This is a genomic window from Ideonella margarita (assembly GCF_038066635.1).
Lineage (GTDB): Bacteria > Pseudomonadota > Gammaproteobacteria > Burkholderiales > Burkholderiaceae_C > Ideonella > Ideonella margarita.
In genome coordinates, this window is the sequence record NZ_JBBUTI010000003.1 from 136977 (window position 1) to 162075 (window position 25099).

Annotated in this window: 23 protein-coding genes; 6 read left to right on the forward strand and 17 right to left on the reverse strand. The window is 67.8% G+C overall.

Annotation, left to right across the window (positions count from 1 at the left end):
- Positions 1–42: 42 nt before the first annotated feature.
- Complete coding sequence (locus AACH00_RS05060) at positions 43–1860, reverse strand: cation acetate symporter (protein WP_423221897.1); 1818 nt, start codon at positions 1858–1860, stop codon at positions 43–45.
- Positions 1860–2168 (reverse strand): DUF485 domain-containing protein, encoded by a 309-nt coding sequence (locus AACH00_RS05065; protein ID WP_341397997.1) that lies wholly within the window; start codon positions 2166–2168, stop codon positions 1860–1862. Before AACH00_RS05065 ends, AACH00_RS05060 begins: the two co-directional genes overlap by 1 nt.
- A 220-nt stretch (positions 2169–2388) precedes the next feature.
- On the opposite strand from AACH00_RS05065, the gene AACH00_RS05070 reads away from it, so the two are divergent.
- Both AACH00_RS05070 and AACH00_RS05075 read left to right on the forward strand, forming a co-directional pair.
- Positions 2389–4476, forward strand: a complete 2088-nt coding sequence (locus AACH00_RS05070; RefSeq protein WP_341397998.1) for an ATP-dependent helicase — start codon at positions 2389–2391, stop codon at positions 4474–4476.
- A 94-nt stretch (positions 4477–4570) separates the two neighbouring features.
- On the forward strand, positions 4571–5209 hold the full coding sequence (locus AACH00_RS05075; RefSeq protein ID WP_341397999.1) for a phage tail protein: 639 nt from the start codon (positions 4571–4573) through the stop codon (positions 5207–5209).
- A gap of 4 nt (positions 5210–5213) precedes the next feature.
- Here AACH00_RS05075 and AACH00_RS05080 read toward each other — a convergent pair whose 3' ends face one another.
- From AACH00_RS05080 to AACH00_RS05115, 8 genes are all read right to left on the reverse strand, one after another.
- Complete coding sequence (locus AACH00_RS05080; RefSeq protein ID WP_341398000.1) at positions 5214–5936, reverse strand: ABC transporter ATP-binding protein; 723 nt, start codon at positions 5934–5936, stop codon at positions 5214–5216.
- A gap of 57 nt (positions 5937–5993) precedes the next feature.
- On the reverse strand, positions 5994–7922 hold the full coding sequence (locus AACH00_RS05085; RefSeq protein ID WP_341398001.1) for a branched-chain amino acid ABC transporter ATP-binding protein/permease: 1929 nt from the start codon (positions 7920–7922) through the stop codon (positions 5994–5996).
- 7 nt (positions 7923–7929) lie between these two features.
- Positions 7930–8805 carry a branched-chain amino acid ABC transporter permease gene (locus AACH00_RS05090; protein WP_341398002.1) on the reverse strand — a complete coding sequence of 292 codons (876 nt, stop codon included), beginning with the start codon at positions 8803–8805 and terminating at the stop codon, positions 7930–7932.
- Between the two features lie 94 nt (positions 8806–8899).
- Positions 8900–10117 carry an ABC transporter substrate-binding protein gene (locus tag AACH00_RS05095; protein WP_423221899.1) on the reverse strand — a complete coding sequence of 406 codons (1218 nt, stop codon included), beginning with the start codon at positions 10115–10117 and terminating at the stop codon, positions 8900–8902.
- Positions 10118–10284: 167 nt separating this feature from the next.
- Complete coding sequence (locus AACH00_RS05100) at positions 10285–10917, reverse strand: response regulator transcription factor (protein WP_341398004.1); 633 nt, start codon at positions 10915–10917, stop codon at positions 10285–10287.
- A 6-nt stretch (positions 10918–10923) separates the two neighbouring features.
- The gene (locus AACH00_RS05105) at positions 10924–12294 is read right to left on the reverse strand and encodes a cache domain-containing protein (protein ID WP_341398005.1); all 1371 of its coding nucleotides are present in this window, start codon (positions 12292–12294) and stop codon (positions 10924–10926) included.
- A gap of 10 nt (positions 12295–12304) precedes the next feature.
- On the reverse strand, positions 12305–12796 hold the full coding sequence (locus AACH00_RS05110) for a GNAT family N-acetyltransferase (protein ID WP_341398006.1): 492 nt from the start codon (positions 12794–12796) through the stop codon (positions 12305–12307).
- A 94-nt stretch (positions 12797–12890) separates the two neighbouring features.
- On the reverse strand, positions 12891–13619 hold the full coding sequence (locus AACH00_RS05115) for a cytochrome b/b6 domain-containing protein (RefSeq protein ID WP_341398007.1): 729 nt from the start codon (positions 13617–13619) through the stop codon (positions 12891–12893).
- A gap of 192 nt (positions 13620–13811) precedes the next feature.
- On the opposite strand from AACH00_RS05115, the gene AACH00_RS05120 reads away from it, so the two are divergent.
- The 3 genes from AACH00_RS05120 to AACH00_RS05130 all read left to right on the forward strand — a co-directional run bounded on the left by AACH00_RS05120 (position 13812) and on the right by AACH00_RS05130 (position 17165).
- Positions 13812–14264 carry a c-type cytochrome gene (locus AACH00_RS05120; protein WP_341398008.1) on the forward strand — a complete coding sequence of 151 codons (453 nt, stop codon included), beginning with the start codon at positions 13812–13814 and terminating at the stop codon, positions 14262–14264.
- 93 nt (positions 14265–14357) lie between these two features.
- Positions 14358–16472, forward strand: coding sequence for an ATP-dependent helicase (locus AACH00_RS05125; protein ID WP_423221900.1), 2115 nt, complete (start codon positions 14358–14360; stop codon positions 16470–16472).
- Positions 16473–16511: 39 nt separating this feature from the next.
- Positions 16512–17165, forward strand: coding sequence for a DsbA family oxidoreductase (locus AACH00_RS05130; RefSeq protein WP_341398009.1), 654 nt, complete (start codon positions 16512–16514; stop codon positions 17163–17165).
- Positions 17166–17219: 54 nt separating this feature from the next.
- Here AACH00_RS05130 and AACH00_RS05135 read toward each other — a convergent pair whose 3' ends face one another.
- The 6 genes from AACH00_RS05135 to AACH00_RS05160 all read right to left on the reverse strand — a co-directional run bounded on the left by AACH00_RS05135 (position 17220) and on the right by AACH00_RS05160 (position 22314).
- Positions 17220–17897 (reverse strand): VOC family protein, encoded by a 678-nt coding sequence (locus AACH00_RS05135; RefSeq protein ID WP_341398010.1) that lies wholly within the window; start codon positions 17895–17897, stop codon positions 17220–17222.
- 62 nt (positions 17898–17959) lie between these two features.
- Positions 17960–18799: a PhzF family phenazine biosynthesis protein gene (locus AACH00_RS05140; RefSeq protein ID WP_341398011.1), complete on the reverse strand. Its 840-nt coding sequence runs from the start codon at positions 18797–18799 to the stop codon at positions 17960–17962.
- A 30-nt stretch (positions 18800–18829) separates the two neighbouring features.
- Positions 18830–20044 (reverse strand): aminotransferase-like domain-containing protein, encoded by a 1215-nt coding sequence (locus AACH00_RS05145; protein WP_341398012.1) that lies wholly within the window; start codon positions 20042–20044, stop codon positions 18830–18832.
- 21 nt (positions 20045–20065) lie between these two features.
- The gene (locus AACH00_RS05150) at positions 20066–20770 is read right to left on the reverse strand and encodes an aspartate/glutamate racemase family protein (RefSeq protein ID WP_341398013.1); all 705 of its coding nucleotides are present in this window, start codon (positions 20768–20770) and stop codon (positions 20066–20068) included.
- Positions 20767–21714 (reverse strand): DMT family transporter, encoded by a 948-nt coding sequence (locus AACH00_RS05155; protein WP_341398014.1) that lies wholly within the window; start codon positions 21712–21714, stop codon positions 20767–20769. The genes AACH00_RS05150 and AACH00_RS05155 overlap by 4 nt, the downstream gene beginning before the upstream one ends.
- 3 nt (positions 21715–21717) lie before the next feature.
- Complete coding sequence (locus AACH00_RS05160; protein ID WP_341398015.1) at positions 21718–22314, reverse strand: LysE family translocator; 597 nt, start codon at positions 22312–22314, stop codon at positions 21718–21720.
- 129 nt (positions 22315–22443) lie between these two features.
- Between AACH00_RS05160 and AACH00_RS05165 the strand changes: the two genes are divergently transcribed.
- On the forward strand, positions 22444–23910 hold the full coding sequence (locus tag AACH00_RS05165; protein ID WP_341398016.1) for an aminotransferase-like domain-containing protein: 1467 nt from the start codon (positions 22444–22446) through the stop codon (positions 23908–23910).
- Between the two features lie 16 nt (positions 23911–23926).
- On the opposite strand, the gene AACH00_RS05170 is transcribed toward AACH00_RS05165, so the two are convergent.
- Positions 23927–25096, reverse strand: coding sequence for an SMP-30/gluconolactonase/LRE family protein (locus AACH00_RS05170; protein ID WP_341398017.1), 1170 nt, complete (start codon positions 25094–25096; stop codon positions 23927–23929).
- Positions 25097–25099 lie beyond the last annotated feature (3 nt).

A 25099-nucleotide genomic window follows, 5' to 3' on the forward strand; every position in this document is an offset into this window, starting at 1 on the left:
AACGCCGGCACGAGGCCGGCGTTGCACACATCAAATTGACGTTCAGTGGCCTGATGCGCCGGAAGCGCCAAGGCCGGTTTCAGAGCGCACTTGCTGCGCTTCGAAATCAGCCCGTTCCTTGGCCGCTTGCGGGCTGCGGTCGAGCACCGAGAACAACCAGATGCCGACGAAGCCGATGGTCATCGAGAACAAGGCCGGCGAGGTGTACGGGAACCAGGCCGAGCCCTTCGGATAACCCAGCGTGGCTTCCCACACCGACGGCGAGACCACCGTCAGGCCGACCGACGAGATCAGGCCGAGGAAGCCGCCGATGACCGCGCCCTTGGTGGTGCAGTCCTTCCACAGCACGCTCATGAAGAGCACCGGGAAGTTGGCCGAGGCCGCGATGGCGAAGGCCAGGCTCACCATGAAGGCGATGTTCTGCTTTTCGAACACGATGCCCAGCGTGACGGCCAGTGCGCCCAGGCACAGCGTGGTGATGCGCGAGACCTTCAGCTCTTTCGCGCTGTCGGCCTTGCCGCCCTTGAAGACCGTGGCGTACAGGTCATGCGACACCGCCGAGGCGCCCGAGAGCGTCAGGCCGGCCACGACCGCCAGGATGGTGGCAAAGGCCACGGCCGAGATGAAGCCGTAGAACACGTCGCCGCCCACCGACTTGGCCACCAGCACCGCGGCCATGTTGGCCGTGCCCGCGCCGCCCTTGATGACACCCTTGGCGGTGTCGGCGAATTCGGGGTTGGTCAGCACCAGGGTGATGGCACCGAAGCCGATGATGAAGATCAGCACGTAGAAGTAGCCGATCCAGGTGGTGGCCCAGAACACGCTCTTGCGGGCTTCCTTGGCATCAGGCACGGTGAAGAAGCGCATCAGGATGTGCGGCAGACCGGCCGTGCCGAACATCAGCGCCATGCCGAAGCTGATGGCCGAGATCGGGTCCTTCACGAAGCCGCCCGGGTTCATCAGGGCAGCGCCCACCTTGGCGGGGTCCATCGCCGCCGCCTTGGCCGCTGCTGCAGAGGCCGCAGCCTGCGCCTCCGGCGTGGTGGCCATCGCCGCACTCGCCGCGGCCGCTGCCATGGCGGCCGCCTTGGCGTTCTCAGCGATCAGCGCCTTCACGGCCACACCCTTGGCGAACAGCGCCTCGGGCGAGAAGCCGAACTGCGCCATCACCATGAAGGCCATGAAGGTCACGCCGGCCAGCAGCAGGCAGGCCTTGATGATCTGCACCCAGGTGGTGGCGGTCATGCCGCCGAAGAGCACGTAGACCATCATCAGCGCGCCGACGATGACCACGGCCATCCAGTACTCCAGGCCGAACAGCAGCTTGATCAGCTGGCCTGCGCCCACCATCTGGGCGATCAGGTAGAAGGCCACGACGACCAGCGTGCCCGAGGCCGCAAAGGCGCGGATCGGACCCTGCTTGAAGCGGTAGCCGGCCACGTCGGCGAAGGTGAACTTGCCGAGGTTGCGCAGGCGCTCGGCCATCAGGAAGGTGATGACCGGCCAGCCGACCAGGAAGCCGATGGAATAGATGAGACCGTCATAGCCTGAGGCCATCACGGCAGCGGAAATGCCCAGGAAGGACGCGGCCGACATGTAGTCGCCGGCAATCGCCAGGCCATTCTGGAAGCCGGTGATGCCGCCACCGGCGGTGTAGAAGTCAGCGGCCGAGCGCGTCTTGGCGGCGGCCCACTTGGTGATCCACAGCGTGCCGGCCACGAAGGCGGCGAACATGCCGATGGCCGTCCAGTTGGTGGCCTGCTTGGCGGCCTGGCCCACGTCAGCACCCGCCGCGAAGGCTGCACCGGCGGCCAGCAAGGCGGCCACACCGAGGGCGAGTTGCATTGCGCGTCGGTTCATCACTTGACCTCCTCGGCCAGGATCTGGCGCGTCAACTCGTCGAATTCACTGTTGGCCCGGCGCACGTAGATGCCGGTGATGACGATGGTGAAGATGATCACGCCCATGCCGATGGGCACACCGATGGTGGTGACGCCGGCGCCGAGCTTCTGCGAGAGGAACTCCTTGTTGAAGGCGATCAGGGCGATGTAGCCGTAATAGACCGCCATCATCAGCAGGGTCAGCCACCAGCCGAAGCTGCTGCGCTTGCGCTTGAGCGCCTGGTATTTCGGATTGGCCCGGATGCGGGCGACGACGGGATCGGTCATCTGTCTTCCTCCTCGTTCTTTGCGGGCTGCACGGACGGTGTCGTGCAGGATTGGGGCGGAGTGTGGAAGCCGACCCTGACCGCTTGCTGACCCTTTTTGTGCAGCGCAACAGCGAGTCTTGACTCTGGACAAGACTCGATTTGCTGCATCGCCACAAATCTGAGCAGGTGCACCCGCTCGCGCTTGGCTATGATCCGCGGCCTTCTCCTGTGTCAGCCCCATGTCCTCCAGCCCTCCAGTCGCCTCCACCTTGAACCCTGCCCAGATGGAGGCCGTGCATTACCTGAGCGGCCCGTGCCTGGTGCTGGCAGGCGCCGGATCAGGGAAAACACGGGTAATTACCCACAAGATCGCTCGGCTTCTGCAGGCGGGCCTGAACCCCAAGCGCATCGCCGCCATCACCTTCACCAACAAGGCCGCGCTGGAAATGCGTGAGCGGGCCCGTTCGCTGGTGGGCCCGAAGGCGGCGAAGGACCTGGCCATCAGCACCTTCCACTCGCTGGGCGTGCGCATGCTGCGCGAGGACGGCGTGAAGCTGGGCCTGAAGGAGCAGTTTTCGATCCTCGATTCGGACGACGTGCTGGGCGTGCTGCGCGACGCGGGCTCCTGCACCGACAACAAGATCGCCCGCCAATGGCAATGGACGATCAGCCTGTGGAAGAACATGGGCCTGACCAGCGACACCGCGCTGGACGCCGCCAAGGACGACGACGAACGCGTCGCGGCCAAGGTGATGAAGCTGTACGAGGAACGCCTGGTGGCCTACCAGGCCGTCGACTTCGACGACCTCATCAGCATGCCGCTGAAGCTGCTGCGTACCAATGACGAAGCGCGCCAGAAGTGGCAGCGCCAGTTCGGCCATGTGCTGGTCGACGAATACCAGGACACGAACGCCGTGCAGTACGAGTTGCTGAAGGCGCTGGTGGACCATGAAGACGAGCATCAGCGCGGCCTGTTCACAGCAGTGGGTGACGACGACCAGAGCATTTACGGCTGGCGCGGCGCGACCATCGAGAACCTGAAGCGGCTGCCGGAAGAGTTTCCGCGGCTGAAGGTGATTCCGCTGGAGCAGAACTACCGCTCGACCAGCGCCATCCTGCGCGCCGCCAACGAGGTGATCGCCGGCAATCCGAAGATCTTCGAGAAGAAGCTGTGGAGTGACCTGGGCGAAGGCGAGCCGGTGCGTGTGGCCGAGTGCGACGGCGAAGAGCACGAGGCCGAGCGTGCCGTGGCCCGCATCCAGGCGCTGATGGCGCAGGACGCGCGGCTCAAGCCCAGCGATTTCGCCATCCTCTACCGCACCAATTTCCAGGCCCGCCCGTTCGAGCAGAAGCTCCGGGCGGCGCAGATTCCATACAAGGTGTCAGGCGGCCAGAGCTTCTTCGACAAGGCGGAAATCAAGGACCTGTGCGCCTGGCTGCGCCTGCTGGTGAACCAGGACGACGACCCGGCGTTCCTGCGCGCGGTGACCACGCCCAAGCGCGGCATCGGCCACACCACGCTGGGCAAGCTCGGCGAGTTCTCGGGCAAGTGGAAGGTCAGCATGTTCGAGGCGCTGTTCTCCGACACGCTGGCGGCCGCGCTCGGCCCGAAGACCATCGGCGGGCTGCACGAGTTCGGTCGCTACGTGAACGACATGCAGTACAAGGCGCGCCACACCGTGGGCGCGGAAGACGCCAAGACGATGCTGCTGGGCTGGCTGAAGGACATCGACTACGAGAAGCACCTCTACGACAGCGAGGACAGCGAGAAGGTGGCCGCGGCCCGCTGGTCGAACGTGATGGACTTCGTCGACTGGGTGGCCAAGCGCTGCGGCGGGCAGATCGAGCAAGACGGCGGCGCCACCTTCGAAGCCGAGAAGAAGAGCGTGCTGGACGTGGCGCAGACCATCAGCGTGATCCTCAGCCTGGCCGAGCGCGGCGAGGAGCAGGACCAGGTCACCCTGACCACGTTGCACGCCTCCAAGGGCCTGGAGTGGCCGCATGTGGTGCTGGTGGGCGTGAACGAGGGCATCCTGCCCTTCAAGAGCGACACAGAAGAGATGACGCCCGAGCGCCTGGAAGAGGAACGCCGCCTGATGTACGTGGGCATCACCCGGGCGCAGCGCAGCCTGCTGGTGGCCACGCTGCGCCGCCGCAAGAAGGGCCGCGAGACGGTGCAGGGCATCCCGAGCCGCTTCATCAACGAGATGAAGCTGCACGAGGCGACCAACCGCGAAGATCCGAAAGAGCGACTCAAGCGCCTGCGGGCCGAATTGGGTGCCAAGGTGGCCGCCGCTGCCGCCAACCCGCCGGCCGAAGCGCCCTGACCTGCCCGGCGGCGCTGCGCCATCCCCATGTCCGCGGGTGACGGGGCTGTGGCGAAGGTGGACGATGCGCTCTCCCAAACCGGAGGAGACGCTCATGTCCAAGTTGTCTGTGTTGTCGAGTTTGCTGGTGCAGCAGCGCCGCCCCGCCGCGCGCGCGGTGGCCGTGGCCTTGTCGATGGTGGCGCTGGCGCCCGGTGCGCAGGCGCAAGCTGAGCCCTACCTGGGCCAGATCATGTGTGCGGGTTTCAACTTCACTCCGCGAGGCTGGGCACCACTCAATGGACAGCTGATGTCCATCCAGCAAAACTCTGCGCTGTTTTCACTGCTGGGCACCTACTTCGGGGGTGACGGCGTGCAAACTTTTGCGCTGCCCGACGCCCGCGGCCGCATGGTGCTGCACACCGGGCAGGCCCCGGGCCGCAACGCGTACCAACACGCCCAGACTGGCGGCTCGGAAACCACCGTCCTGCAAACCAGCCAGTTGCCCGCCCACGTGCACTCCGTGGCTCCGCGCGGCAGCAGCGCCGTGGGCACGCTCGGTGAGCCGGGCAACGCCGTGCCGGCCGCCGCAAAAAAGGCCGACACGCGCTACGCCGCAGGCCCGGGTGATGTGGCCATGAGCAGCACCACCACGTCGCCAACGGGCAGCAACCAGCCCATCGACAAGATGCCGCCCTACCTGGCGATCAATTGCTTCATTGCCACGCAGGGCGTCTACCCGTCGCGCGACTGAGGGTTCAGTGGCCGCCGCCCAGGTAGGCGGCCTTCACGGCCGGGTCGTTGCGCAACTTCTCGGCCGCGCCGTGCACATTGATGCGGCCGTTTTCCAGCACGTAGCCGTAGTCGGCCACGGCCAGGGCGGCGGCGGCGAACTGCTCGACCAGCAGCATCGTCACGCCCTCGCCCTTCAGCCGCTCGATGATGCGGAAGACCTCGTCAACCAGGATGGGCGCCAGGCCCATCGACGGCTCATCCAGCAGCACCACCTCGGGGTTGAGCATCACGGCGCGGGCCATCGCCAGCATCTGCTGCTCACCGCCCGACAGCGTGCCGGCCAGTTGCAGCCGTCGCTCCTTCAGCCGCGGGAACAGCTCCATCGCGCGTTCCAGATCGCCCGCCACATCGCCCTTGGGGCGCGCGCCGGTGAGCCGCGGAAAGGCGCCGAGCATCAGGTTGTCGGCCACGGTCATCGTGGCGAAAACGCGCCGGCCTTCGGGTGAGTGGGCCAGGCCCAGCTTGGCGACGTGGAAGGATTCGAGGCCGTCGATGCGCTTGCCGTTCAGCGTGATCTCGCCGCCAGTAGGCGCGATCATGCCGCTGACCGCGCGCATGGTGGTGGTCTTGCCGGCACCGTTGGAGCCGATCAGCGTCACCACCCGGCCCTTGGGCACGTCCATCGAGATGCCGTGCAGCACCTGCACCTTGCCGTAGCCGGCACTGAGGTTCTTGATCGTGAGCATGGGTTCAGTCCTTGTTCGAGGAAATCGGCTGGTGCGAGGCGACAGGCTGGGGGGCCGTCATGTCGCCTGCCCACCGAGGTAAGCCTCGATGACCTTCTCGTTGGCCTGCACTTCGGCCGGCAGCCCTTCCGCGATCTTCTGGCCGAAGTCGAGCACCGAGACGGTGTCGCACAGGCTCATCACCACGTCCATGTGGTGCTCGATCAGGATCACCGTCACGCCGTGCTCGCGTATCTTCTGGATGATGGCCAGCAGCTCCTTGATGTCGGGCGCGGTCAGGCCGGCCGCAGGCTCGTCGAGCAGCAGCAGTTCCGGGTCCAGCGCCAGGGCGCGGGCGATTTCCAGCAGGCGCTGCTTGCCGTACGGCAGGTTGCGCGCTTCCTCGCCGGCCAGGTCCGCCAGGCCGACGAAGCGCAGCAGGCCCATGGCCCGCACGCTGGCCTCGCGGTTCTCGCGCAGGTAGCGCGGCAGGTGCAGCGCCACATCCAGCAGGTTGGAGCGGAAGCTGTGGTGCAGGCCCACCATCACGTTCTGCAGCGCGCTCATTTCACCGAACAGCTGAACGTTCTGGAAGGTGCGGGCCACGCCGCTCAGGGCGATGTCCGACGAGGTGCGGCCGGCCAGCGTCTTGCCGGCAAAACTCACCGTACCGGCCGTGGGCGTGTAGATGCCGGTGAGCACGTTCATCATCGTGCTCTTGCCGGAACCGTTCGGGCCGATCAGGCCGTGGATGGTGCCGCGCTTGACGATCAGATCGACGTTGTTCAGCGCCTTCAGGCCACCGAACTGCATCAGCACGCCTTGCGCCTGCAGCAGGGTGGCACCGTTGCCACCACCGGCATGCGTGAGGGCGTCGCCGCCCGAGCTCATCGCCGCCACGTCGTCAGCGTCGGTGGCTGCATGGCCGCGCAGGTTCAGCGCATTGCGCACGAAGCCGACGATGCCGTCCTGCAGGTAGTAGACGACGAACAGCGTGATCAGGCCGAAGATCGACAGACGCCAGTCGGTCATGGTCTGCAGCTTGAAGCTGACCGCTGCCAGCGCCACGCTGCCGATCACCGGAATGGCAGCCGCCTGCAGCGTGGTCTTGCCACGCTTGAGCGCCACGCCGGCCGACACCGCCACCACCACCGCCAAGGCGATCGAGACGATGCGGAACATCTCCAGGTCATCGAGCAGCTTGGGCAGCATCACGATGATGGCTGCGCCCAGCAGCGCGCCGGTGCGGGTCTTGCGGCCACCCATGATGATGGCCAGCAGGAACAGCACGGTCTGCTCGAAGTTGTAGGTGTTGGGCGAGATGTACTGCTCGGAGTACGCGTACAGCGCACCCGCCAGACCGGCCAGGCCCGCGCTGATGACGAAGGCGTAGACCTTGTACCGATACACCGACACGCCCATGCAGTCAGACGCCACGGGGCTGCCGCGCAGCGCCTCGAAGGCCCGGCCGAGGTGCGAGCGCAGGATGCGGTGCACCACGACCAGCGAGACCAGCAGCATCACCGCGACGACCCAGTAGAACTCGGTCTCGTCGAGCTTGTGGCCGAACAGCGCCGGCTTGCTCAGGGTGATGCCGAGCGGGCCTTCGGTGAGGAAGGTCATCTCGTTGATCAGGATCTGGATGATGGTGCCGAAGGCCAGCGTCACCATCGCCAGGTAAGGCCCGGTGACGCGCAGGGCCGGCAGCGCCAGCACCGCACCGAAGGCCGCCGTCACGGCAATCGCCGAAGGCAGCGTGACCCACAGCGAGGCGTCGAGCTTGAAGACCAGCACGCCAGCGGTGTAGGCGCCGATGCCGAACAGGCCGGCATGGCCGAGCGAGACCTGGCCGGTGTAGCCGACCACGATGTCCAGGCCGAACAGCACGATCGCGTAGATCATGATGGTTTCGACCAGGTGGATGTAATACGGGTTGCCGACCACGCCCGGGAAGGCCAGCAAGGCCCCGAAGGCGATCAGCGCAAGGGTGAGTTTTCGTGCGTTCATGGCGGCCTCAGACCTTCTTGATGGCAGTCTTGCCGAACAGACCCGCAGGCTTCACGGCCAGCACGATGAGCAGCAGCACCAGGCCGGGTACGTCCTTGTAGCCCGTCGACAGGTAGAAGCCGGTGGTGGTTTCAGCCACGCCGAGGATGATGCCGCCCACGATGATGCCCATGCCGCTGGTCAAGCCGCCGATGATGGCCACCGCAAAGGCCTTCAGGCCCAGCACCGCCCCCATGGTGGCGCCGGTCAGCGTGAGCGGTGCGATCAGCACGCCTGCGAACGCCGCCGTCAACGACGACAGCGCATACGAGAAGGTGATGACGAGCCCGGTGTTGATGCCCATCAGCTTGGCCGCGTCGCGGTCATTGAAGGTGGCCACCACGGCCTTGCCGTAGATCGAGCGGCGGTTGAACAGCTCCACCGCCAGCATCATCAGCACGGCGCCGACGACGACCAGCACTTCCATCGGCAGCACGTTGGCGCCCAGGAACTGCATCGGCGATTCCGGCAGCGGCGAGGGGAACTTCAGGTCGTCGCGGCCCCAGATGTTTTCAGCCACGTTCTTGAAGATGATGCCCAGCGCGATGGTGGACATGATCCAGCCGAACTCGGACTTCATCTTGATGGCCGGGCGCACGCCGATGCGCTCGACGAACGCGCCCTGCAGCGCACCGAACAGACACACCAGCGGTATCATCAGCCAGTAATTGACCCCGAAGCCGACCAGCGACAGACCGACCAGCGCGCCCAGCATCAGGGCATCGCCCTGGCCGAAGTTCAGCGTGTCGGACGTGGCGAAGGTGAGCTGGTAGCCGAACGCGATGACCGCGTAGATCATGCCCAGCGCGATGCCGCTGAACACCAGTTGTGTGAGGATTTGCATGGTGAGCTTTCGGGTGCGCCCCAACAGGCCCGCCGGGCAGAACACCCGGCAGGCAGGACAGGCCGGCCTTGTTGAGCAAGGCCAGCGTGCCGGCTTACTTCTTGACGGCCAGCGCGCCCTTGGCGTTGACGTCCTTCACGCGCACTTCGGAGGCCTTCTTGAAATCAGCCTCGTAGGCGTACACCACGCGCTGGCCCTTGACCTCGCCGAACACCGGGATGTTGGCGGTGATGGCCTCGTGGTCGGTCTTGGTGAACGGCTTGTTGTAGGTCGTCACCACGCCTTCCACCGGCGCCTTCAGGTCTTCCAGCGCGGCCCGCACCTTGGCGCCTTCGGTGGAGCCAGCCTGCTTGATGGCCGCGGCGAGCAGGTAGACCGAGTCATAACCCTGGGCAGCCGACACCGGTGAGTCGATGCGGGCGTTCTTCGGGTTGAAGGTCTTCAGGTAGTTGATGATGAAGCTCTGGCGCTTCGGCGTGGTCGGCTCCTGCACGAAGGTCTGCGGCATGCGCGCGCCTTCACCGCCGGGGCCGGCGTTGTCGATGAAGTTGGCCATCGACAGCGTCCAGGAACCGATCATCGGCACCTTCCAGCCCAGCTTGGTCATGCCGTTGGCGATCTGCGCCAGCTCGGGGCCGATGCCGTACGTCAGCACGGCTTCAGCGCCGGCTTCCTTGGCCTTCAACAGCTGCGGCGTCATGTCGACGTCCTTGATGTTGAACTTCTCGACGGCCACCGCCTTGACGCCCTTGAGCTCGAGCGCCTTCTCCAGGTCAGCGCGGCCGAGCTGGCCGTAGTTGGTGGAGTCGGCCAGGATGGCGACCTTCTTGTAGCCGCGGCGGGTGATGGCCTCTTCCACGATCATCGGCGCCTGGATGCTGTCGTGCGCGGCGTTGCGGAAGATGTAGTTCTCGGGCTGGGTGTCGAACTGGTGGGTCACGGCCGAGCCGGTGGCCACGTTGTTCATCACCGGGATCTTGGCTTCCTGGTAGAAGCGCTGCGAGGCCAGGGCCACGCCGGTGTTGATGAAGCCGACGGTGGCCGCCACCTTCTCCTTGTTGATCATTTCCTGGGCGATCTGGACGCCGCGCTCGTTCTTCGCCTCGTCGTCACGCTCGACCAGCAGCAGCGGACGGCCCAGCACGCCGCCGGCCTTGTTGATTTCCTCGGCGGCCAGACGCACGCCGTCGCGCATGCTCACGCCCATCGAGGAAGAGCCACCGGTGAACGGCCCGGAAACACCGATCTTGATCGGCTCGGCGGCATGCGCCAGGGACATCGAGCAGGCCAGCGCCACGGCGCTGAAGGACATCGCAACGAACTTCATGGTGTGTCTCCGGGAATCTTGGTTTGATGGAGACCACAGTCTGTGCCGATGCCTGCGCAGCCGCTACCGCTGGACTACGCAAAAATGAACCGCAGCATTACGCACTCGTAAACCCGCTCGGGCGCAACCCTGTCGGATGCAACCCGCAGGGCTCAGGACGCCGAGTCGGCGTGCTCGACGGCGTACTTGATGAGCTCGGCCTGCCCGGCCAGATTGAGCTTGCGGCGGATGCTCTGGCGGTGTGATTCGACCGTGCGCACGCTCAGGTCCAGCGCACTGGCGATCTGCTTGCTGGCCAGGCCCTGGCCGAGGAACTGCAGGATCTGCTGCTCGCGGTCAGACAGCACCGCCCGCGCGGTGGGCGCCCGGAACAGCCGCTGGGCAATCACCGGGCTGAGGAAGGTGCCGCCGCCGTGCACCGTGCGGATGGCGTGCACGATTTCGCTGGATGGCGAATCTTTCAGCACATAACCGCGGGCACCGGCGCGCAGGGCCCGCTGGGCGTATTCGATGCCGTCATGCATGGTGAGCATCAGCACGGCACGCTCAGGCTCTTCATCCAGCAGGCGCTGCGCCACCTGGATGCCGCTGTCGCCCTTCATGCTGATGTCCATCAGCACCACGTCGGGGTGGCTGCTGCGGGCGCGCTCCATGGCCTCGACATCGTTCGCGGCCTCGGCCACCACCTCCAGGTCATCAACCAGGCCGAGCACCGCCTTCAGGCCGTCGCGCACCACGGCGTGGTCGTCAACAATCATCAGGCGGATGCGGTGTGGGGTGTCCATCAGGGCTCAGAGTTGTTCAAAGCGTTCAATCGCGTCGACCGGCACCACCGCGGTGATGCGGGTGTCGCCGGCCCGGGAGGTGACCTGCAGCTGCCCGTCGATCGAGGCCAGGCGCTCGCGCATGTTGCGCAGGCCGATGCCCTGGCTCGGGTGGTGCAGCACGAAGTCGGTGTCAAAGCCGCGGCCATTGTCTTGCACGACCATGCGCAGGGCTTCCTCGGAAAACACCAGTTGCAACTCGACCTCGGAGGCGTGGGCGTGCTTCTCGATGTTGGTCAGCGCCTCCTGGGTGACGCGGAACAGCACGGTCTTGACCTCGTCCGGCAAGTCACGCGGCACGCCGCTCACCCGCATCCGGAAGCGGGTGGTGCTCTGGCCCCACATCTCGTCGGCGAGCTGGCTCATCGCGGCGCTCAGGCCCAGGGTGTCGAGCATCACCGGCCGCAGCCGGTGCGACATGCCGCGCACCTCCGCCAGCGCGTCCTTCAGGCGCTCCACCGCCCGGCCCAGCGCAGCGCGCACGGGGCCGCCGTCCTGCGGCATGCGCTCCAGCACCGACTCGATCAGCAGCTTGACCGACACCAGCGTCTGGCTCGTGCCGTCATGCAGCTCACGCGAGAGGTAAGCGCGCTCTTCTTCCTGCGAACGCACGATCTGGCGCGCCAGCAGCGTGAGCTTCACGTCGGCCAGCCGCAGCTCATGCATGCTCACCCACAAGCCGCCGCTGAAGATGACCACCAGCGCCAGCACCGTGATGCCGGCGATCCAGCTCATGGTGTTGTTCACGCTGGCGGCCAGTTCGGTGTCGAGCTGCAGCAGCACCTTGTCCATGTCGTCCACGTACAGGCCGGTGCCGATCCACCAGTGCCAGCGCTCGAGCGGCGTCACGTAGGCCAGCTTCTGGGCCGGCGCCTGGGCCGAGGGCTTGTGCCAGCTGTACTCCACGAAGCCTCCGCCTGACGCCGCCTTCTGCATCATCATCAGGATGGGCTGCTCACCGTTGGCGTCGCGCAGGCCGCTGAGGTTGCGCCCCACCAGCTCGGGCTGGCGCGGGTGCATCAGGTTCACGCCTTCGTCGTTGTAGAGGAAGAAGTAGCCGTCGGCGCCGTAGTCCAGCAGCGCCAGCTGGCGCATCGCCTGCTGCTTGATGTCGTCGTCGTCGCGCCCGGTGTTGTAGAGCGGGCTGATGGTGCTGAGCGCCAGCGCAGTGAAGTGACGCAGCTCGGAGCGTGCGGCCTCCATGTAGGCGGTTTTCACCAGGGCCTGCTGGCGCGCGGCCAGCACTGCTTCCTGGTGGCGCTGGGCCATGATGATCAGGCCCACGGCCACCACCAGCGGCACCACCGCCAGCAGGATGACCTTGTGACGCAGCCGCATCACACGCTGCTCAGCCAAGCTCGACCTTGAGGTAGTGCGCGCCGGCGATCGGGTTGAAGTAGTAGGGCGGGATTTCCTCGAAGCCCAGCGAGGCGTACAGCTCGCGCGCCGCTTCCATGTCGTCCAGGGTGTCGAGCAGCATGGCCGAGTAGCCGGCCTGCGTGGCATCGTCGATCAGCGCCTGCGCCAGCTGCCGGCCCAGGCCGTAGCGGCGAAACGCCGGCCGCACGAACAGGCGCTTCATTTCGCAGGCATTGGCGTAATCGGCATCCGGCAGCGGGCGGAACGCGCCGCAGCCGGCCAGCTCACCGCCCACCCAGGCCAGCAGCAGGCAGCCCGTCGGGGCGGCGTACTCACCCGGCAGCGTGGCCAGCTCGTCGTCGAAGTTCTGGAAGCACAGGTCCACACCCAACTGCGCGGCGTAGTCTCGGAAGATGCCGCGGACCGCCTCGATCTCGTCGGGCGTCTGCGGTGTCTGCAGCAATATCTGGGGCGTGTCCATCGCCGTGGGGGCGCAGTGTCGAAGCAGCTAGTCTAGCGGCGCGGGGGCCCTTCTGCGCCTGCGCGACAGCCCACCTCAGGGAAGACCATGGCTTTCAGAAAGCCGCCACCGCGCCCAGGCTGTTCACCCACACGGCAGTGCCGATGCAGGCCGCCAGCAGCACCGCCGCCAGCACCCGGGTCACCCAGGAGTCGCGGCTGGCCGGCGTGACCGCAGGCAAGGGCTTGTCGCCCGTCACCATCGGCTTGACCAGGTTGATGCGCTTGCGCTTGAGGTAAAAAACGATGGCCCCCACGTGCAGCAGCACCAGCAAGATCAGCAGCAGCTTGCCGTTTTGTGTGTGCCAGCTGGTGGCCAGGCTGACCCAGCGCGGGCTGACAAAGCGGTTCAGCGGGCCGGTGGTGGCGATCTCGTCATCGGCCACCAGGCCGGTGGCCACCTGCACCAGCAGCACGGCCAGCAGGCCCAGCACGCTCAGCATGCCCAGCGGGTTGTGGCCCACCTCCACATGTTCATCGGGCCGGCTCTGGCCGCGCAGGTAGCGCAGCATGGCCGCCGGGCCGTAGATGAAGCTGGTGAAGCGCGACCAGCGCCCACCCACCAGGCCCCACACCAGGCGGAACACCAGCAGCGCACCCACGCCCAGGCCGAGCTTCAGGTGCACCTCGATGAGGTTGCCGCCGATCTGGCCGGTGGCCACCAGCGCCACCACACCGACCACCAGCAGCCAGTGGAACAGCCGGGTGGGCAAGTCCCACACACGCACGGGCTGGGTGTCAACGGCGGGGGTGGTCGAGGGGGTCTGGGTCTGGCTGTCGCTCACGGGGGCTCCTGAAGGTCGATCGCCGCCATCATGCGTCGCCACCTTCTCGCTGCCAAGCGTCTGAGGGGTTTTATGGGGTGGTGGGCTGAAGGGTGTGGCGCGTGCGTACACTCAGCGCGGTGTTTGTCGGGTTTGCGTCTGTCGATGCGCATGGCAACACGTCGTCCTGGTTGATCCCTTTGGAGGAAACGCATGAAACGTATCGCTCTGGCCACCTTGGCCTGCATCTCTGTGCTGGCCAGCCTGCCCGCAGCAGCCCAATTCCAGAAGCCTGAAGACGCGGTGAAGTACCGCAAGGCCGCCTTCAGCGTGATGGCCACGCACTTCGGTCGCATCGGCGCCGTGGTGCAAGGCAAGGCCCCGTTTGACGCCAAGGCCGTGCAGGCCAACGCGGACGTGGTCGCCACCCTGGCTGCCCTGCCATTCACGGCCTTCGGCGAAGGCACCGGCGTGGGCGAAACCCGCGCCAAGCCGGAAATCTGGAGCCAGGCCGACAAATACAAGGCCAGCGCCCAGGCCATGACCGACGCCGTCGCCAAGCTCGACGCCGCCGCCAAGACCGGCAACCTCGACCAGATCAAGGTGGCTTTCGGCGAAACCGGCAAGACCTGCAAGGCCTGCCACGACGCCTTCCGCAAGGAATAAGGCCCACGCCCGGTGCGGCCCTGCGGCTGCACCGGGCCTCAGGGCGCTTCACTCGCAGCACCCTGTTGATGCATCCAGTATGCTTGCCGGATGTTGTCCCCTCCCGCCACCGCCCTGCCGCCTGATGCGGCACCCGCCATGGCGGTGTTGCACCCCTTGAATGAGCAGCAACGCGACGCGGTGCTGCATGTGGATGGCCCGCTGCTGGTGATTGCCGGCGCAGGCACGGGCAAGACGCTGACACTGGCGTCGCGCGTGGCCCACCTGGTGCTGGCGGGGGCAGACCCGCAGCGCATCCTGCTGCTGACGTTTTCTCGCCGCGCCGCCCAGGAAATGACGCACCGTGCAGGCCGGCTGCTGCACCAGGCGCTGGGCCTGCAAGGCCACCAAGGCGCGCCACTGCTGCCCTGGGCCGGCACCTTCCACAGCGTAGGCGCGCGCCTGCTGCGCGAAGCCGCCCCCCGCATCGGCCTGCCGCCTGATTTCAGCGTGATCGACCGCCCGGACGCCGAGGACCTGATGAACTGGGTCCGCCAGGCGCAAGGGCTGGCCCACACCGACGGCGCGCGGTTTCCGCTCAAGGGCACCTGCCTGTCGATCTATTCGCGTGCGGTAAACAGCCGCGTGCCGCTGGAGGAACTGCTGGACGCCCACTGGCCCTGGTGCGCCAACCATGCCCCGGCCCTGCGCGGCCTCTTCCGGGCCTATGTGGCCGCCAAGCAAGACCAGCACCTGCTGGACTACGACGACCTGCTGCTGGCCTGGCACGAGATGCAGCAGGCCAGCCCGGAATTGGCCGCCGAGCTGGCCGGCCGGTTCGACCATGTGCTGGTGGATGAGTACCAGGACACCAACCCGCTGCAGGCCGCCATCCTGCACGCGCTGGCGCCGCAGGGCCGTGGCCTGACGGTGGTGGGCGACGACGCGCAGTCCATCTACAGCTTCCGCGCCGCCGAGGTGCGCAACATCCTCGACTTTCCGCAGCAGTTCACCCCGGCGGCGCGCATCGTTACCCTGGCCCGCAACTACCGCGCCACCCAGCCGCTGCTGGCCGCTGCCAATGCGGTGATGGCGCTGGCGCCCGAGCGCTTCGAGAAGGCCCTGTGGAGCGACCTGGCCGAAGGCGACAAGCCGCGGCTGGTGAGCGTGCTGAACGAAGCCGCGCAGGCCCGCTGGGTGGCCGACGAAGTGCTGCGCCTGCGTGAAGGCGGGCTGAAGCTGAAGTCGCAGGCGGTGCTGTTCCGCACCGCCACCCACAGCGCCCCGCTCGAGCTGGAACTGGCCCGGCGACGCATCCCGTTCGTCAAGTTCGGTGGCCTGAAATTCCTCGAAGCCGCGCATGTGAAAGACCTGCTGAGCGTGCTGCGCTGGGCCCAGAACCCGAGCTGCCGGCTGGCCGGTTTTCGCCTGTTGACGATGCTGCCCGACATCGGCCCGATACGCGCCCGCCGCCTGCTGGACCAGCGCGCCCTGGAAGGCTGCACGCTGGAAGAGATGGCTCACGCGATGAGCCAGCTTGCCTTGCCCGGCCCGGCGCGCGAGGCACTGCTGCCGCTGTGCAGCCTGCTGGCCACCCTGCGCACTCCGGGCGCCCCGTGGCCTGACGATGTGGCGCTGGCCGTGGCGTGGCTGCAGCCGCACCTGGAGCGCCTGCACGACGACCATGTGGTGCGCCTGCTCGACCTGCAGCAGCTGCAGCGGCTGGCGCCGGGCTTCAGCTCGCGCGAGCGCTTCCTCACCGAGCTGACGCTCGACCCGCCGGAAGCCACCAGCGACGAAGCCGGCGTGCCGCTGATCGACGAGGACTACCTGATCCTCTCGACCCTGCATTCGGCCAAGGGGCAGGAATGGGCGTCGGTCACGCTGCTCAACATGGTCGACGGCTGCCTGCCGTCTGATCTGTCGACCGGCTCACCGGTGCAGCTGGAGGAAGAGCGCCGGCTGCTGTACGTGGGCATGACACGCGCCCGCCGGCACCTGCAGCTCATCGTGCCGCAGCGCTTTCACGTCACCCAGCAACGCGCGCTCGGTGACCGCCACCTGTACGCCGGCCGCACGCGCTTCATCCCCGACGCCTTGCTGCCGCTGTTCGAGCCCGACGGCCCGGCCGAGCGTGCCCGCGCGTCCGAGGCGGAAGCCGAAGCGCTCAAAGGCCCGCCCACCATGCCGCCGATCGATTTGCGGGCCCGGCTGCGTTCAGCCTGGTAACCAACCCGTGGCCTGCACGGGTCGGCCAATCGGCGGACAATGGCGCCCATGAAAATCGACTTCGTCTCTGACGTGGTGTGCCCGTGGTGCATCATCGGCCTGAAATCGCTCGACATCGCCCTGGCCCGCATCGGCGATGACATCGGCCCGATCGAGCTGAACTTCCAGCCGTTCGAGCTGAACCCGCAGATGCCGCCCGAGGGCGAAGACATCACCGAGCACCTGTCGCGCAAGTACGGCCTGACGCCTGAGCAGGTGGCGCAGAACCAGGCCAACATCCAGGCGCGCGCCGCCAGCGTGGGCTTCGAGTTCAACATGGACAAGCGCAGCCGCACCTGGAACACCTTCGACTGCCACCGCCTGCTGTTCTGGGCGCACCTGTCGAGCCCGGAGCGCCAGAAGGCGCTGAAGGAAGCGCTGTTCGCCGCCTACTTCACGCACGGCCTGAACCCCGGCGACCACGACCTGCTGTGCCGCCTGGCCGGCGAGGTGGGCCTCGATGCCGACGAAGCCCGCGCGGTGCTGGACGGTGATGAATTCGCCGACGACGTGCGCGCCGAAGAGGCGGTGTGGCAGCAATCGGGCATCCGCTCGGTGCCGGCGATCGTGATCAACAAGCAGCACCTGATCAGCGGCGGCCAGCCGCCCGAGGTGTTCGAGCAGGCCCTGCGCGAGATCGCTGCTGCCACCTGACGAGGTCGCTCGACGACACCCCAAGACGGGCCCATAGGCCCGCCCGTCAACAGCTCACAGCCCCGTGTGGCTGTGCAGCGTGACTGTGCCCTTGGGCGTGTTGAAGTGGGCCGAAAGCGCCGCACCCGGGCGTGACGCGCGGGTGATGGGTTGCAACTTCAGGCCCTGGGCCACGATGTCGGCCATGCCGCGCACGGTGATGGCCGTCAGGCCCACGCCGCTCTCGGGCAGCCGGTCGGCTGGATGGCCACCTTGCCACTGGATGAGCATCGGCACCGCGCCTCCTGCCAGCGGCCGGCCGTCATCCGGAATGGCAATCTGCCATTCGAGCAGGCCGTTGGGCGTCTGGCGACTGGCCGTCACCACCTCGCCGGGCTGCAGGTGCGCCGCCAGCAAGGCCCAGCGGTGGGTGTTGATCTGGTTGGAGCGCGCCACGTACGACACCAGCTCCGGCCCGGTGCTGGCCAGGCGGGCCTGCAGGGCCGCGTCGTCCAGACCAAACCAGCGGGGCCGCCGCGGCGGCTTGGCCGCGGGGTCGATGGCGATGATTTCGAGGTAGCACTGCGGGCACTCGGGCGAGCTGATCTGCAGAAGCCGGTTGTGCGTGCCCATCAGCGGGTGCTGCCCGCCCGGCAGCGGGCTGGCGCCGAGGCGCTCTTCGCACCAGGCCTGGCCCTGGTCCAGGGTCTGGGCTGCGATGACGATGTGGTCGATGGCCGATTCAAGTTGCATGGGTGGATTGTGCAACCAGCGGGCGGCCGAACCACCCCGTCATCCCGTCACCCTGCCAAGGCTCAGAGCGTGACCGTGCCGCTGATGCAGGCCGCCACGTCGCCGCCGATCCAGATCGTGTCGCCCTCGCGCTGCACATGCACGCGGCCCGCCCGGCCCATCGCCGTGCCTTGTGCGGCCACGTAGTGGTCAGGCGCGGCACCGCTGCCGATCAGCCATTGCGCCAGGCCGGCGTTCAGGCTGCCGGTCACCGGGTCTTCGTTCACGCCCAGCGGCGAGACAAACCCGCGCACTTCGAACTGGGTGTCAGCGCCTGCTGCCTGCGGCGCCACCACGCCCACCTTCGCCAGGTGCTTGAGCAGGCCGTGGTCGGGCATCAGCGCACGCACACGCTCGGCGCTGCGCACATGGATGCCCAGCCACTTCGGGCCGTTCTCCAGCCACTGCGCCGCGATCACCTCGTCGGGCTGCAAACCCAGCGCGGCCACCACCTCGGCCAGCAGGCCCGGCTCCACCTCGCCGCGCAGGCAAGGCGGCGCTGCAAACGCCAGGCGCTGGCCCTCGCGCCGCACCGTCACCAGGCCGATGCCGCACTGCTGCACCACCTGCCCGGGTTGACGCGGCAGGCCATCGGCCGCCAGCCAGGCGCGGCAGCTGCCCAGCGTCGGGTGGCCGGCAAAGGGCAGCTCGCCGCCCGGCGTGAAGATGCGCACGCGGTAATCGGCGGCCGGGTCGGTGGGCTGCAGCAGGAAGGTGGTTTCGCTGAGGTTGGTCCAGCGGGCAAACGCCGCCATCTGCTCGGACGACAGGTCGTCGGCGTCATGCACCACCGCCAGCGGGTTGCCCTGGGTGGCGGTGGCGGTGAAGACGTCGAGCTGGGTGTAGCGGTGCAGGCGGGGCATGGCAGGTGGTCCTGGTTCAGCGTTCGGGGTTCAGGGCGTGTCGGGTTGCAGCTCTTCGGTCTGGTGCTTGCGCAGCACTCCGCCCAGCAGCGCCACGGCATGGCCGATCTGCTCGGGCGTCAGCGTGACGAAGCTCAGGCGCATCGTGCGCACATCGGGCTGGTGAGCGTAGAACGCTTCGCCCGGCACGTAGGCCACACCCGCGGCCACGGCAGACTTCAGCAGCGCCATCGCATGGAAGCCGGCCGGCAGACGCACCCAGAAGAACATGCCGCCTTCCGGGGCCTGCCACTCGCTGCCTGCGGGCAGGTGCTGCTGCAGTGCGGTGGCCATGGCGTCGCGCTGGGCCTTGTAGAGGGCGCGGATGGTGGGGATGTGCTGGTCGAGGAAACCGTTGCGGATGACCTCGTGCACCACGCGCTGGTTGAAGCCCGGCGTGTGCAGGTCGGCGGCCTGCTTGGCCTGCAGGAACTTCGGCATCAGCGCAGGCGGTGCCACCACATAGCCCAGACGCAGGCCGGGAGCCAGCACCTTGCTGAACGAGCCGAGGTAGATCGTGCCTTCGGCCCAGCGCGACGACAGCGACGGCGGCGGCTCCTGATCAAACCACAGATCGCCATACGGGTTGTCTTCCACCAGCGGCAGGTTGATGCCCTGCGCCGCGGCCACCACGGCCTGGCGGCGCGCTTCCGGCATCACGCGGCCGGTGGGGTTCTGGAAGTTCGGCAGCACGTACATGAAGCGGCAGCCCGGCGCGTCATGGCGCAGCTGGCTGATGGCTTCGGGCAGCGGGCCGAGGTGGTCGCCGGCCACGCCGGTGAAGATCGGCTCGTACGGGGCAAAGGCCTGCAGGGCGCCCAGGTAGGTGGGCGTTTCGACGGCCACCGGCGCGCCGGCATCCACCAGCACCTTGCCGACCAGGTCCAGGCCCTGCTGCGAGCCGGTGGTGATCAGCACCTGGTCCGCCGTCACGCGCTGGCCGCGGGCGTTCAGCGTGGCGGCCACCCATTCGCGCAGCGGGCCATAGCCTTCGCTGGAGGCGTATTGCAGCGCCTCACGCGGGGTGTCGGCCAGCACCTTGGTGGTGGCTTCGCGCATGGCTTCGATCGGGAAGGTGTCCGGCGAGGGCAGGCCACCCGCCAGCGACAGGATGCCGGGCTGCTCGGTGACCTTCAGAATCTCGCGGATGATGGACGGGTTCATCCGGGCGGCACGTTGCGCCAGCGTCCAGGGGGTGTTGCTCATGGGCATGGATTGTCCTCTTCCTCAGTCGTCGCAAAGCATCCACTGCACAGCCGCTTCGGCGTGCAGGGCGGTGGTGTCAAACAGGGGCACGGGCCAGCCGGGGGCGGCCGGATCGATCAGCAGTGAAATCTCGGTGCAGCCCAGCACCACGCTGTCGCAGCCGCGCTGCGCCAGACGCTCGATGATGCGGGCGAAACGCTCACGCGAGGCAGGCCGGATGATGCCGCGGCACAGCTCCTCGAAGATCACGCGGTGCACTTCGTCGCGGTCTTCCAGTGAGGGCACTTCGGTCATCACGCCGTGGTGCTGAGCCAGGTGTTCCCGCAGGAAATCATCTTCCATCGTGAAGCGCGTGCCGAGCAGGCCGGTGCGCCGGCAGCCCGCCGCACGCAGGGCCTGGCCGGTGGCGTCACCGATGTGCAGCAGCGGCAGGCCGCTGGTCTGCACGACCACGTCGGCGACCTTGTGCATGGTGTTGGTGGCAATCACCAGCGACTGCGCACCGGCCTCACGCAGGCCCGCACCCGCCTGGCCCAGCATCGCGGCGGCGCCCGCCCAGTCACCGGCGCGCTGCAGCGCGGCAACATCAGCGAAATCGAGGCTGGCCATGCGCAGCGGGGCGCTGTGCAGCCCGCCGCAGCGCTCGGCCACGCCCTGGTTGATCAAGCGGTAGTACACCAGCGTCGATTCCCAGCTCATGCCGCCGAGCAAACCCAAAGTCTTCATGATTGCTTTCCGTTCACGGGCTGCACCGGCATGCGCTTGCCCACCACCACCACGGCCATCACGACCAGCGAAAACGCCAGCGTGCGGCCACTCAAAGGTTCCCCGAGGACCGGCACGGCCAGCAGCAGCGCCAGAAAGGGTTGCACCAGTTGCACCTGGCTGACACGCAAGGTGCCGCCCAGCGCCAGCCCGCGGTACCAGGCAAAAAAGCCCAGCCACATCGAGAACACCGTGACGTAGGCGAAGCCGCCCCAGGCCGCAGCGCTGGCCGGCTGCACAGGCCAGGCCAGCCAGGCCACCGGCACGGTCAAGGGCATCGACAGCACCAGCACCCAGCAGATGACGTGTTCGGCCTTCCAGGTGGCGCTGAGGCTGGCACCGGCCACATAACCGGCCGAGGCGCTGAGCACGGCCAGCAGCAGCCAGCCATCAGCGCGGCTCAAGCTGCCCGCGCCTTCCCAGGCCGCAAAGGCCAGCACCAGCGCACAGCCCGCCACCGCGCACACCCAGAAGCCGATGGAGGCCCGCTGGCGCAAGGCCACGGCCGCCATCGCCGCCGTGGCCAGCGGCAGGATGCCCGTAACAACAGCCGCATGCATGGCCGGCACTTCGCGCAGCGCCAGGCTCAGGAACAGCGGAAAGCCCACGACCGTGCCGAGCGCACTCGCCAGCAAACGGACGAGGTGATGGCGCTGCGGCCGCGGCGCATGGGTGAGCCACAGCCACAGCAGGCTGAGCACGCCAGCGCCCGCCGCCCGCCCGGCCGTCACGAACAGCGGCGGCAACTGCGGTGCGTCGATGCCGCCCACGGCCAGCCGAGTCATCGGCAGCGTCATCGCGAAGATCAGCACGCCCAGGGCGCCGAGCCACAGGCCGCGGCGCTGCGCGGCACTGTCACCGGTGGGTGTTGTGCCGGGTTGGGGGGCCTGCGAGGTGATCGTCATGGCTCAGGCCTTCAGCATCCAGAGGGCGGTGGCGAGCAGCACCAGCGCCATGCCACGGTTGAACCACAGCAGGCGCTTGCCCTGTGCCAGCCAGGGGCGCAGCACGGCGCCAACCACGGCATAAGTGGCATTGCTGGCGAAGGCGTACACGGCCATCACTGGCGTGACCACCAGCAGCCGCTCGGCCAGCGGGCCCGGTGCCACCCAGCCGGCCACGACCAGCAGCGCCGCCAGCCAGGCCTTGATGTTCACGGCCTGCAGCATCGCGCCCTGCCAGAAGCCCACCTGCAAGCGCTGCGGATCAGCCTCAGACAAACGCGCGCTGCCCGCCAGCCGCCAGGCCAGCCACACCAGATACGCCAGCCCGCCCAGCTTCAGCGCACCGCGCAAGGCAGGGTGCGCGTCCAGCAGCGCGCCAACGCCGGCACTGCACGCCAGCATCAGCAGCACCCAGCCTACCGGCACGCCCAGGCAGAAGCGCCATGCCGCCCGCCAGCCGCCATTGGCGCCGAGCGACGCGGCGAGCGTCGTGTTCGGGCCGGGGGTGAAGGACATTGCGGTCACCAGCGCCAGCAGGGCGATGAAATCGGTCATGGGCATCTGGACAGTGTAGGCAGCACACCAGTACAGTTGCAGTACAGATTGCCAGCGCACAGGCCGGTTCTGTATTGGTCATTGAACAGACACAGTGCGCCGGGTGGCCTGCCCGGCGCCGCACACAGGCCCGCCATGTCCGCCCGAGAAACCCGCCCGGAAACCGACACCGATGCACCGTCCGCCGGCGCCAGCAGCCCCCGCGGCGGCCTGGACCGCAGCGCCGCGCAGACGCTGACCGACCAGATCGCGAGTCAGTTCACCGAGCACATCCGGCAGCGCCTGCTGGCCCCCGGCGCCAAACTGCCCTCGGTGCGCGAATGCGCCCGCCGCCAGGGCGTGAGCCCACACACGGTGGTGGCCGCCTACGACCAGCTGCTGGCGCAAGGGCTGGTGGAAGCCCGCCGCCAGCGCGGCTTCTTCGTGCGTGAGCAGCGCCAGTCGGCACAGCCGCATGCGGCGGCGGCCGTGGCCTCGGTGCCGCCGGTGGACGCCACGGCGCTGATCCGCGGGATGTTCCACGGGCTGTCTGACAAGCCGGCGCCGGGCCTGGGCACCCTGCCGGCCGATTGGCTCGACCTGCCGATGCTGGCCAGCGCGCTGCGCCGGGTGCTGGCCCAGGGCGATCCGATGATCTCGCTGCAATACGGCCACCCGGCCGGTGACCGGCGGCTGCGTGAAGCGCTGTGCGTGAAGCTCGCCGACTTTGGCGTGCGGGCCCAGGCCGCGCAGATCATCACCGCCACCGGCGCCACGCACGCGCTCGACATCATCTCGCGCACCCTGCTGAAGCCCGGTGATGCGGTGCTGGTGGACGAGCCCGCCTGGGCGGTGGAATACGCGCGCCTGACGCAACTCGGCGTGCGCCTGCTGCCCGTGCCACGCGGCGCCGACGGCCCCGACCTGACCGTGATGGCCACCCTGGCCCGCGAGCACCAGCCGCGCATGTACGTGACCGTGCCGGTGCTGCACAACCCGACCGGCGGCTCACTCAACCTGTCGACGGCGCACCAGATCCTCAAGCTCGCCGAGCAGCATGATTTCTGGCTGGTGGAAGACGACACCTATGCCCACCTGGCGCCGGCTCACCTGCCCCGCATGGCAGCACTCGATGGCCTGCAGCGCACGCTGTATGTGTCGGGCTTCTCGAAGATCCTCACGCCCAGCTGGCGCGTGGGCTACCTGGCCGTGCCGGAGCGGCTGGTGGAGCGGCTGGTCGACACCAAACTGCTGTCGACCCTCACCACCCCGGCGGTGCTGGAGCAGGCCGTGGCCATTTGCCTGGAGCAAGGCAGCCTGCGGCGCCATGCCGAGCGCGTCACCACCCGGCTGGACGCGGCGCGGCACCGCACCGTGCAACTGGCGCAGCAGCACGGCTGCCGGTTTGTCACACCGCCGCAAGGGCTGTTCGGCTGGGTCGAGACCGGCGTCAATACCGAGGTGATGGCGCAGCTGATGCACGACGAGGGCTGGCTGCTGGCCCCCGGCCATCTGTTCCATGCCACGCGCCGCACGGGCACGCTGATGCGCATCAACTTCGCCACCAGCCAGGACGCCCGTTTCTGGCGGGATTTTGATCGGCTGCGCGCGTCGGTGCGTTAAAGCAGGTTCGCTGAACTCAGCGAGACAAGCCCGCAGCGCTGGTGGAAATCCAGCCCAGGCCGCGCGCATGCAGGCTCTGCACATACAGCCGGTCCGGCGTTTCGCTCACCGCCGTGGTCTCGGGGTAGCGGCCGGAAATGTCCTGCAGGTCCAGCAGCACCTGGCCTTGTTCGTTGAACGCGAACACGTGGCCGTAGGCCTTCGGAATGGGCCAGAGGGCACGCGGCAGGCGCAGCGTCACCTCGCGCAGCCACGGCGTGCCCGCCATACGGTCGATCACCGGGTTGCGCGGCTTGGTCAGGCCCACCCAGATGCGGCCATCGCGGCCCCGCATCAGGTTGTCCGGGTAGCCAGGCAGGCTGTCGATCAGCACCTTGGCCTGGCTCGGGGTGGCGCCGGCTTTGGTGTCGAGATCAACACTCGCCAGATCAAGGTTGCTGGCATCGGTGCTCACGCGCCAGATGCGGTAGCGGCCGGTCTCGGCCACCAGCAGCTGCTGCTCGTCCTGGCTCAGCACCACACCGTTGGCGAAGCTCAGTCCGTGAGCCACCACCCGGCTCTGCCCGGTGCGCAGATCATGTTCGATGATGCGGCCGGTGGCGCTTTGCTCCAGGATATCGAGCACGCTGGCCTCGAAGGTGCCGCCCCAATCCTTCGGTGCGAAGCGGGTGGACGCATCACTGAGGTACACCTTGCCGGCGCTTGACACCACCACGGCGTCGGCATACCGGATGGGGCTGTCGCCCACGCGGTCGGCAAGCACCGTCACCTCGCCCTGCCGGGTGATGCGCAGCAGGCCGCGCACCGCATCGGCGGCGATCATGGTCCAGTCGCCATCGGGCTTGCGCTCGAAGTCGAAGCCCAGCACCCGGCCGCCGCTGTTGGCAAACACCGTCTGCCCGCTGCCATCCGGTGCCATGCGCAAGACCTTGCCGCTGAGCACCGCGGCGTACAAGGCGCCATCGGGGCCGATGGCGATGTGCTCGGGGCCTTCTTCACCGTGCAGGTCGATCACCTGCAGCCCGGCCAGGCGCTGGTTGGCGGCATGCACGCCGGTGTAGCCGCTGTCGCCGGGCGCCGTCCAGGCCACGGCACGCACCGGCACCGGCCACAGCAGCAGGTAGGCCGCCAGCAGCAGCACGGCCAGACACAGCGAGAGGAACAAGGTACGCCAGAAACGTCGCATGGC

What these genes read in the sequence shown, in the direction of transcription:
- AACH00_RS05060 (WP_423221897.1), bottom strand. Translation starts at nt 1,860, where the DNA reads ATGAACCGACGCGCAATGCAACTCGCCCTCGGTGTGGCCGCCTTGCTG.
- AACH00_RS05065 (WP_341397997.1), bottom strand. Translation starts at nt 2,168, where the DNA reads ATGACCGATCCCGTCGTCGCCCGCATCCGGGCCAATCCGAAATACCAG.
- AACH00_RS05070 (WP_341397998.1), top strand. Translation starts at nt 2,389, where the DNA reads ATGTCCTCCAGCCCTCCAGTCGCCTCCACCTTGAACCCTGCCCAGATG.
- AACH00_RS05075 (WP_341397999.1), top strand. Translation starts at nt 4,571, where the DNA reads ATGTCCAAGTTGTCTGTGTTGTCGAGTTTGCTGGTGCAGCAGCGCCGC.
- AACH00_RS05080 (WP_341398000.1), bottom strand. Translation starts at nt 5,936, where the DNA reads ATGCTCACGATCAAGAACCTCAGTGCCGGCTACGGCAAGGTGCAGGTG.
- AACH00_RS05085 (WP_341398001.1), bottom strand. Translation starts at nt 7,922, where the DNA reads ATGAACGCACGAAAACTCACCCTTGCGCTGATCGCCTTCGGGGCCTTG.
- AACH00_RS05090 (WP_341398002.1), bottom strand. Translation starts at nt 8,805, where the DNA reads ATGCAAATCCTCACACAACTGGTGTTCAGCGGCATCGCGCTGGGCATG.
- AACH00_RS05095 (WP_423221899.1), bottom strand. Translation starts at nt 10,117, where the DNA reads ATGTCCTTCAGCGCCGTGGCGCTGGCCTGCTCGATGTCCCTGGCGCAT.
- AACH00_RS05100 (WP_341398004.1), bottom strand. Translation starts at nt 10,917, where the DNA reads ATGGACACCCCACACCGCATCCGCCTGATGATTGTTGACGACCACGCC.
- AACH00_RS05105 (WP_341398005.1), bottom strand. Translation starts at nt 12,294, where the DNA reads ATGCGGCTGCGTCACAAGGTCATCCTGCTGGCGGTGGTGCCGCTGGTG.
- AACH00_RS05110 (WP_341398006.1), bottom strand. Translation starts at nt 12,796, where the DNA reads ATGGACACGCCCCAGATATTGCTGCAGACACCGCAGACGCCCGACGAG.
- AACH00_RS05120 (WP_341398008.1), top strand. Translation starts at nt 13,812, where the DNA reads ATGAAACGTATCGCTCTGGCCACCTTGGCCTGCATCTCTGTGCTGGCC.
- AACH00_RS05130 (WP_341398009.1), top strand. Translation starts at nt 16,512, where the DNA reads ATGGCGCCCATGAAAATCGACTTCGTCTCTGACGTGGTGTGCCCGTGG.
- AACH00_RS05135 (WP_341398010.1), bottom strand. Translation starts at nt 17,897, where the DNA reads ATGCAACTTGAATCGGCCATCGACCACATCGTCATCGCAGCCCAGACC.
- AACH00_RS05140 (WP_341398011.1), bottom strand. Translation starts at nt 18,799, where the DNA reads ATGCCCCGCCTGCACCGCTACACCCAGCTCGACGTCTTCACCGCCACC.
- AACH00_RS05145 (WP_341398012.1), bottom strand. Translation starts at nt 20,044, where the DNA reads ATGAGCAACACCCCCTGGACGCTGGCGCAACGTGCCGCCCGGATGAAC.
- AACH00_RS05150 (WP_341398013.1), bottom strand. Translation starts at nt 20,770, where the DNA reads ATGAAGACTTTGGGTTTGCTCGGCGGCATGAGCTGGGAATCGACGCTG.
- AACH00_RS05155 (WP_341398014.1), bottom strand. Translation starts at nt 21,714, where the DNA reads ATGACGATCACCTCGCAGGCCCCCCAACCCGGCACAACACCCACCGGT.
- AACH00_RS05160 (WP_341398015.1), bottom strand. Translation starts at nt 22,314, where the DNA reads ATGCCCATGACCGATTTCATCGCCCTGCTGGCGCTGGTGACCGCAATG.
- AACH00_RS05165 (WP_341398016.1), top strand. Translation starts at nt 22,444, where the DNA reads ATGTCCGCCCGAGAAACCCGCCCGGAAACCGACACCGATGCACCGTCC.
- AACH00_RS05170 (WP_341398017.1), bottom strand. Translation starts at nt 25,096, where the DNA reads ATGCGACGTTTCTGGCGTACCTTGTTCCTCTCGCTGTGTCTGGCCGTG.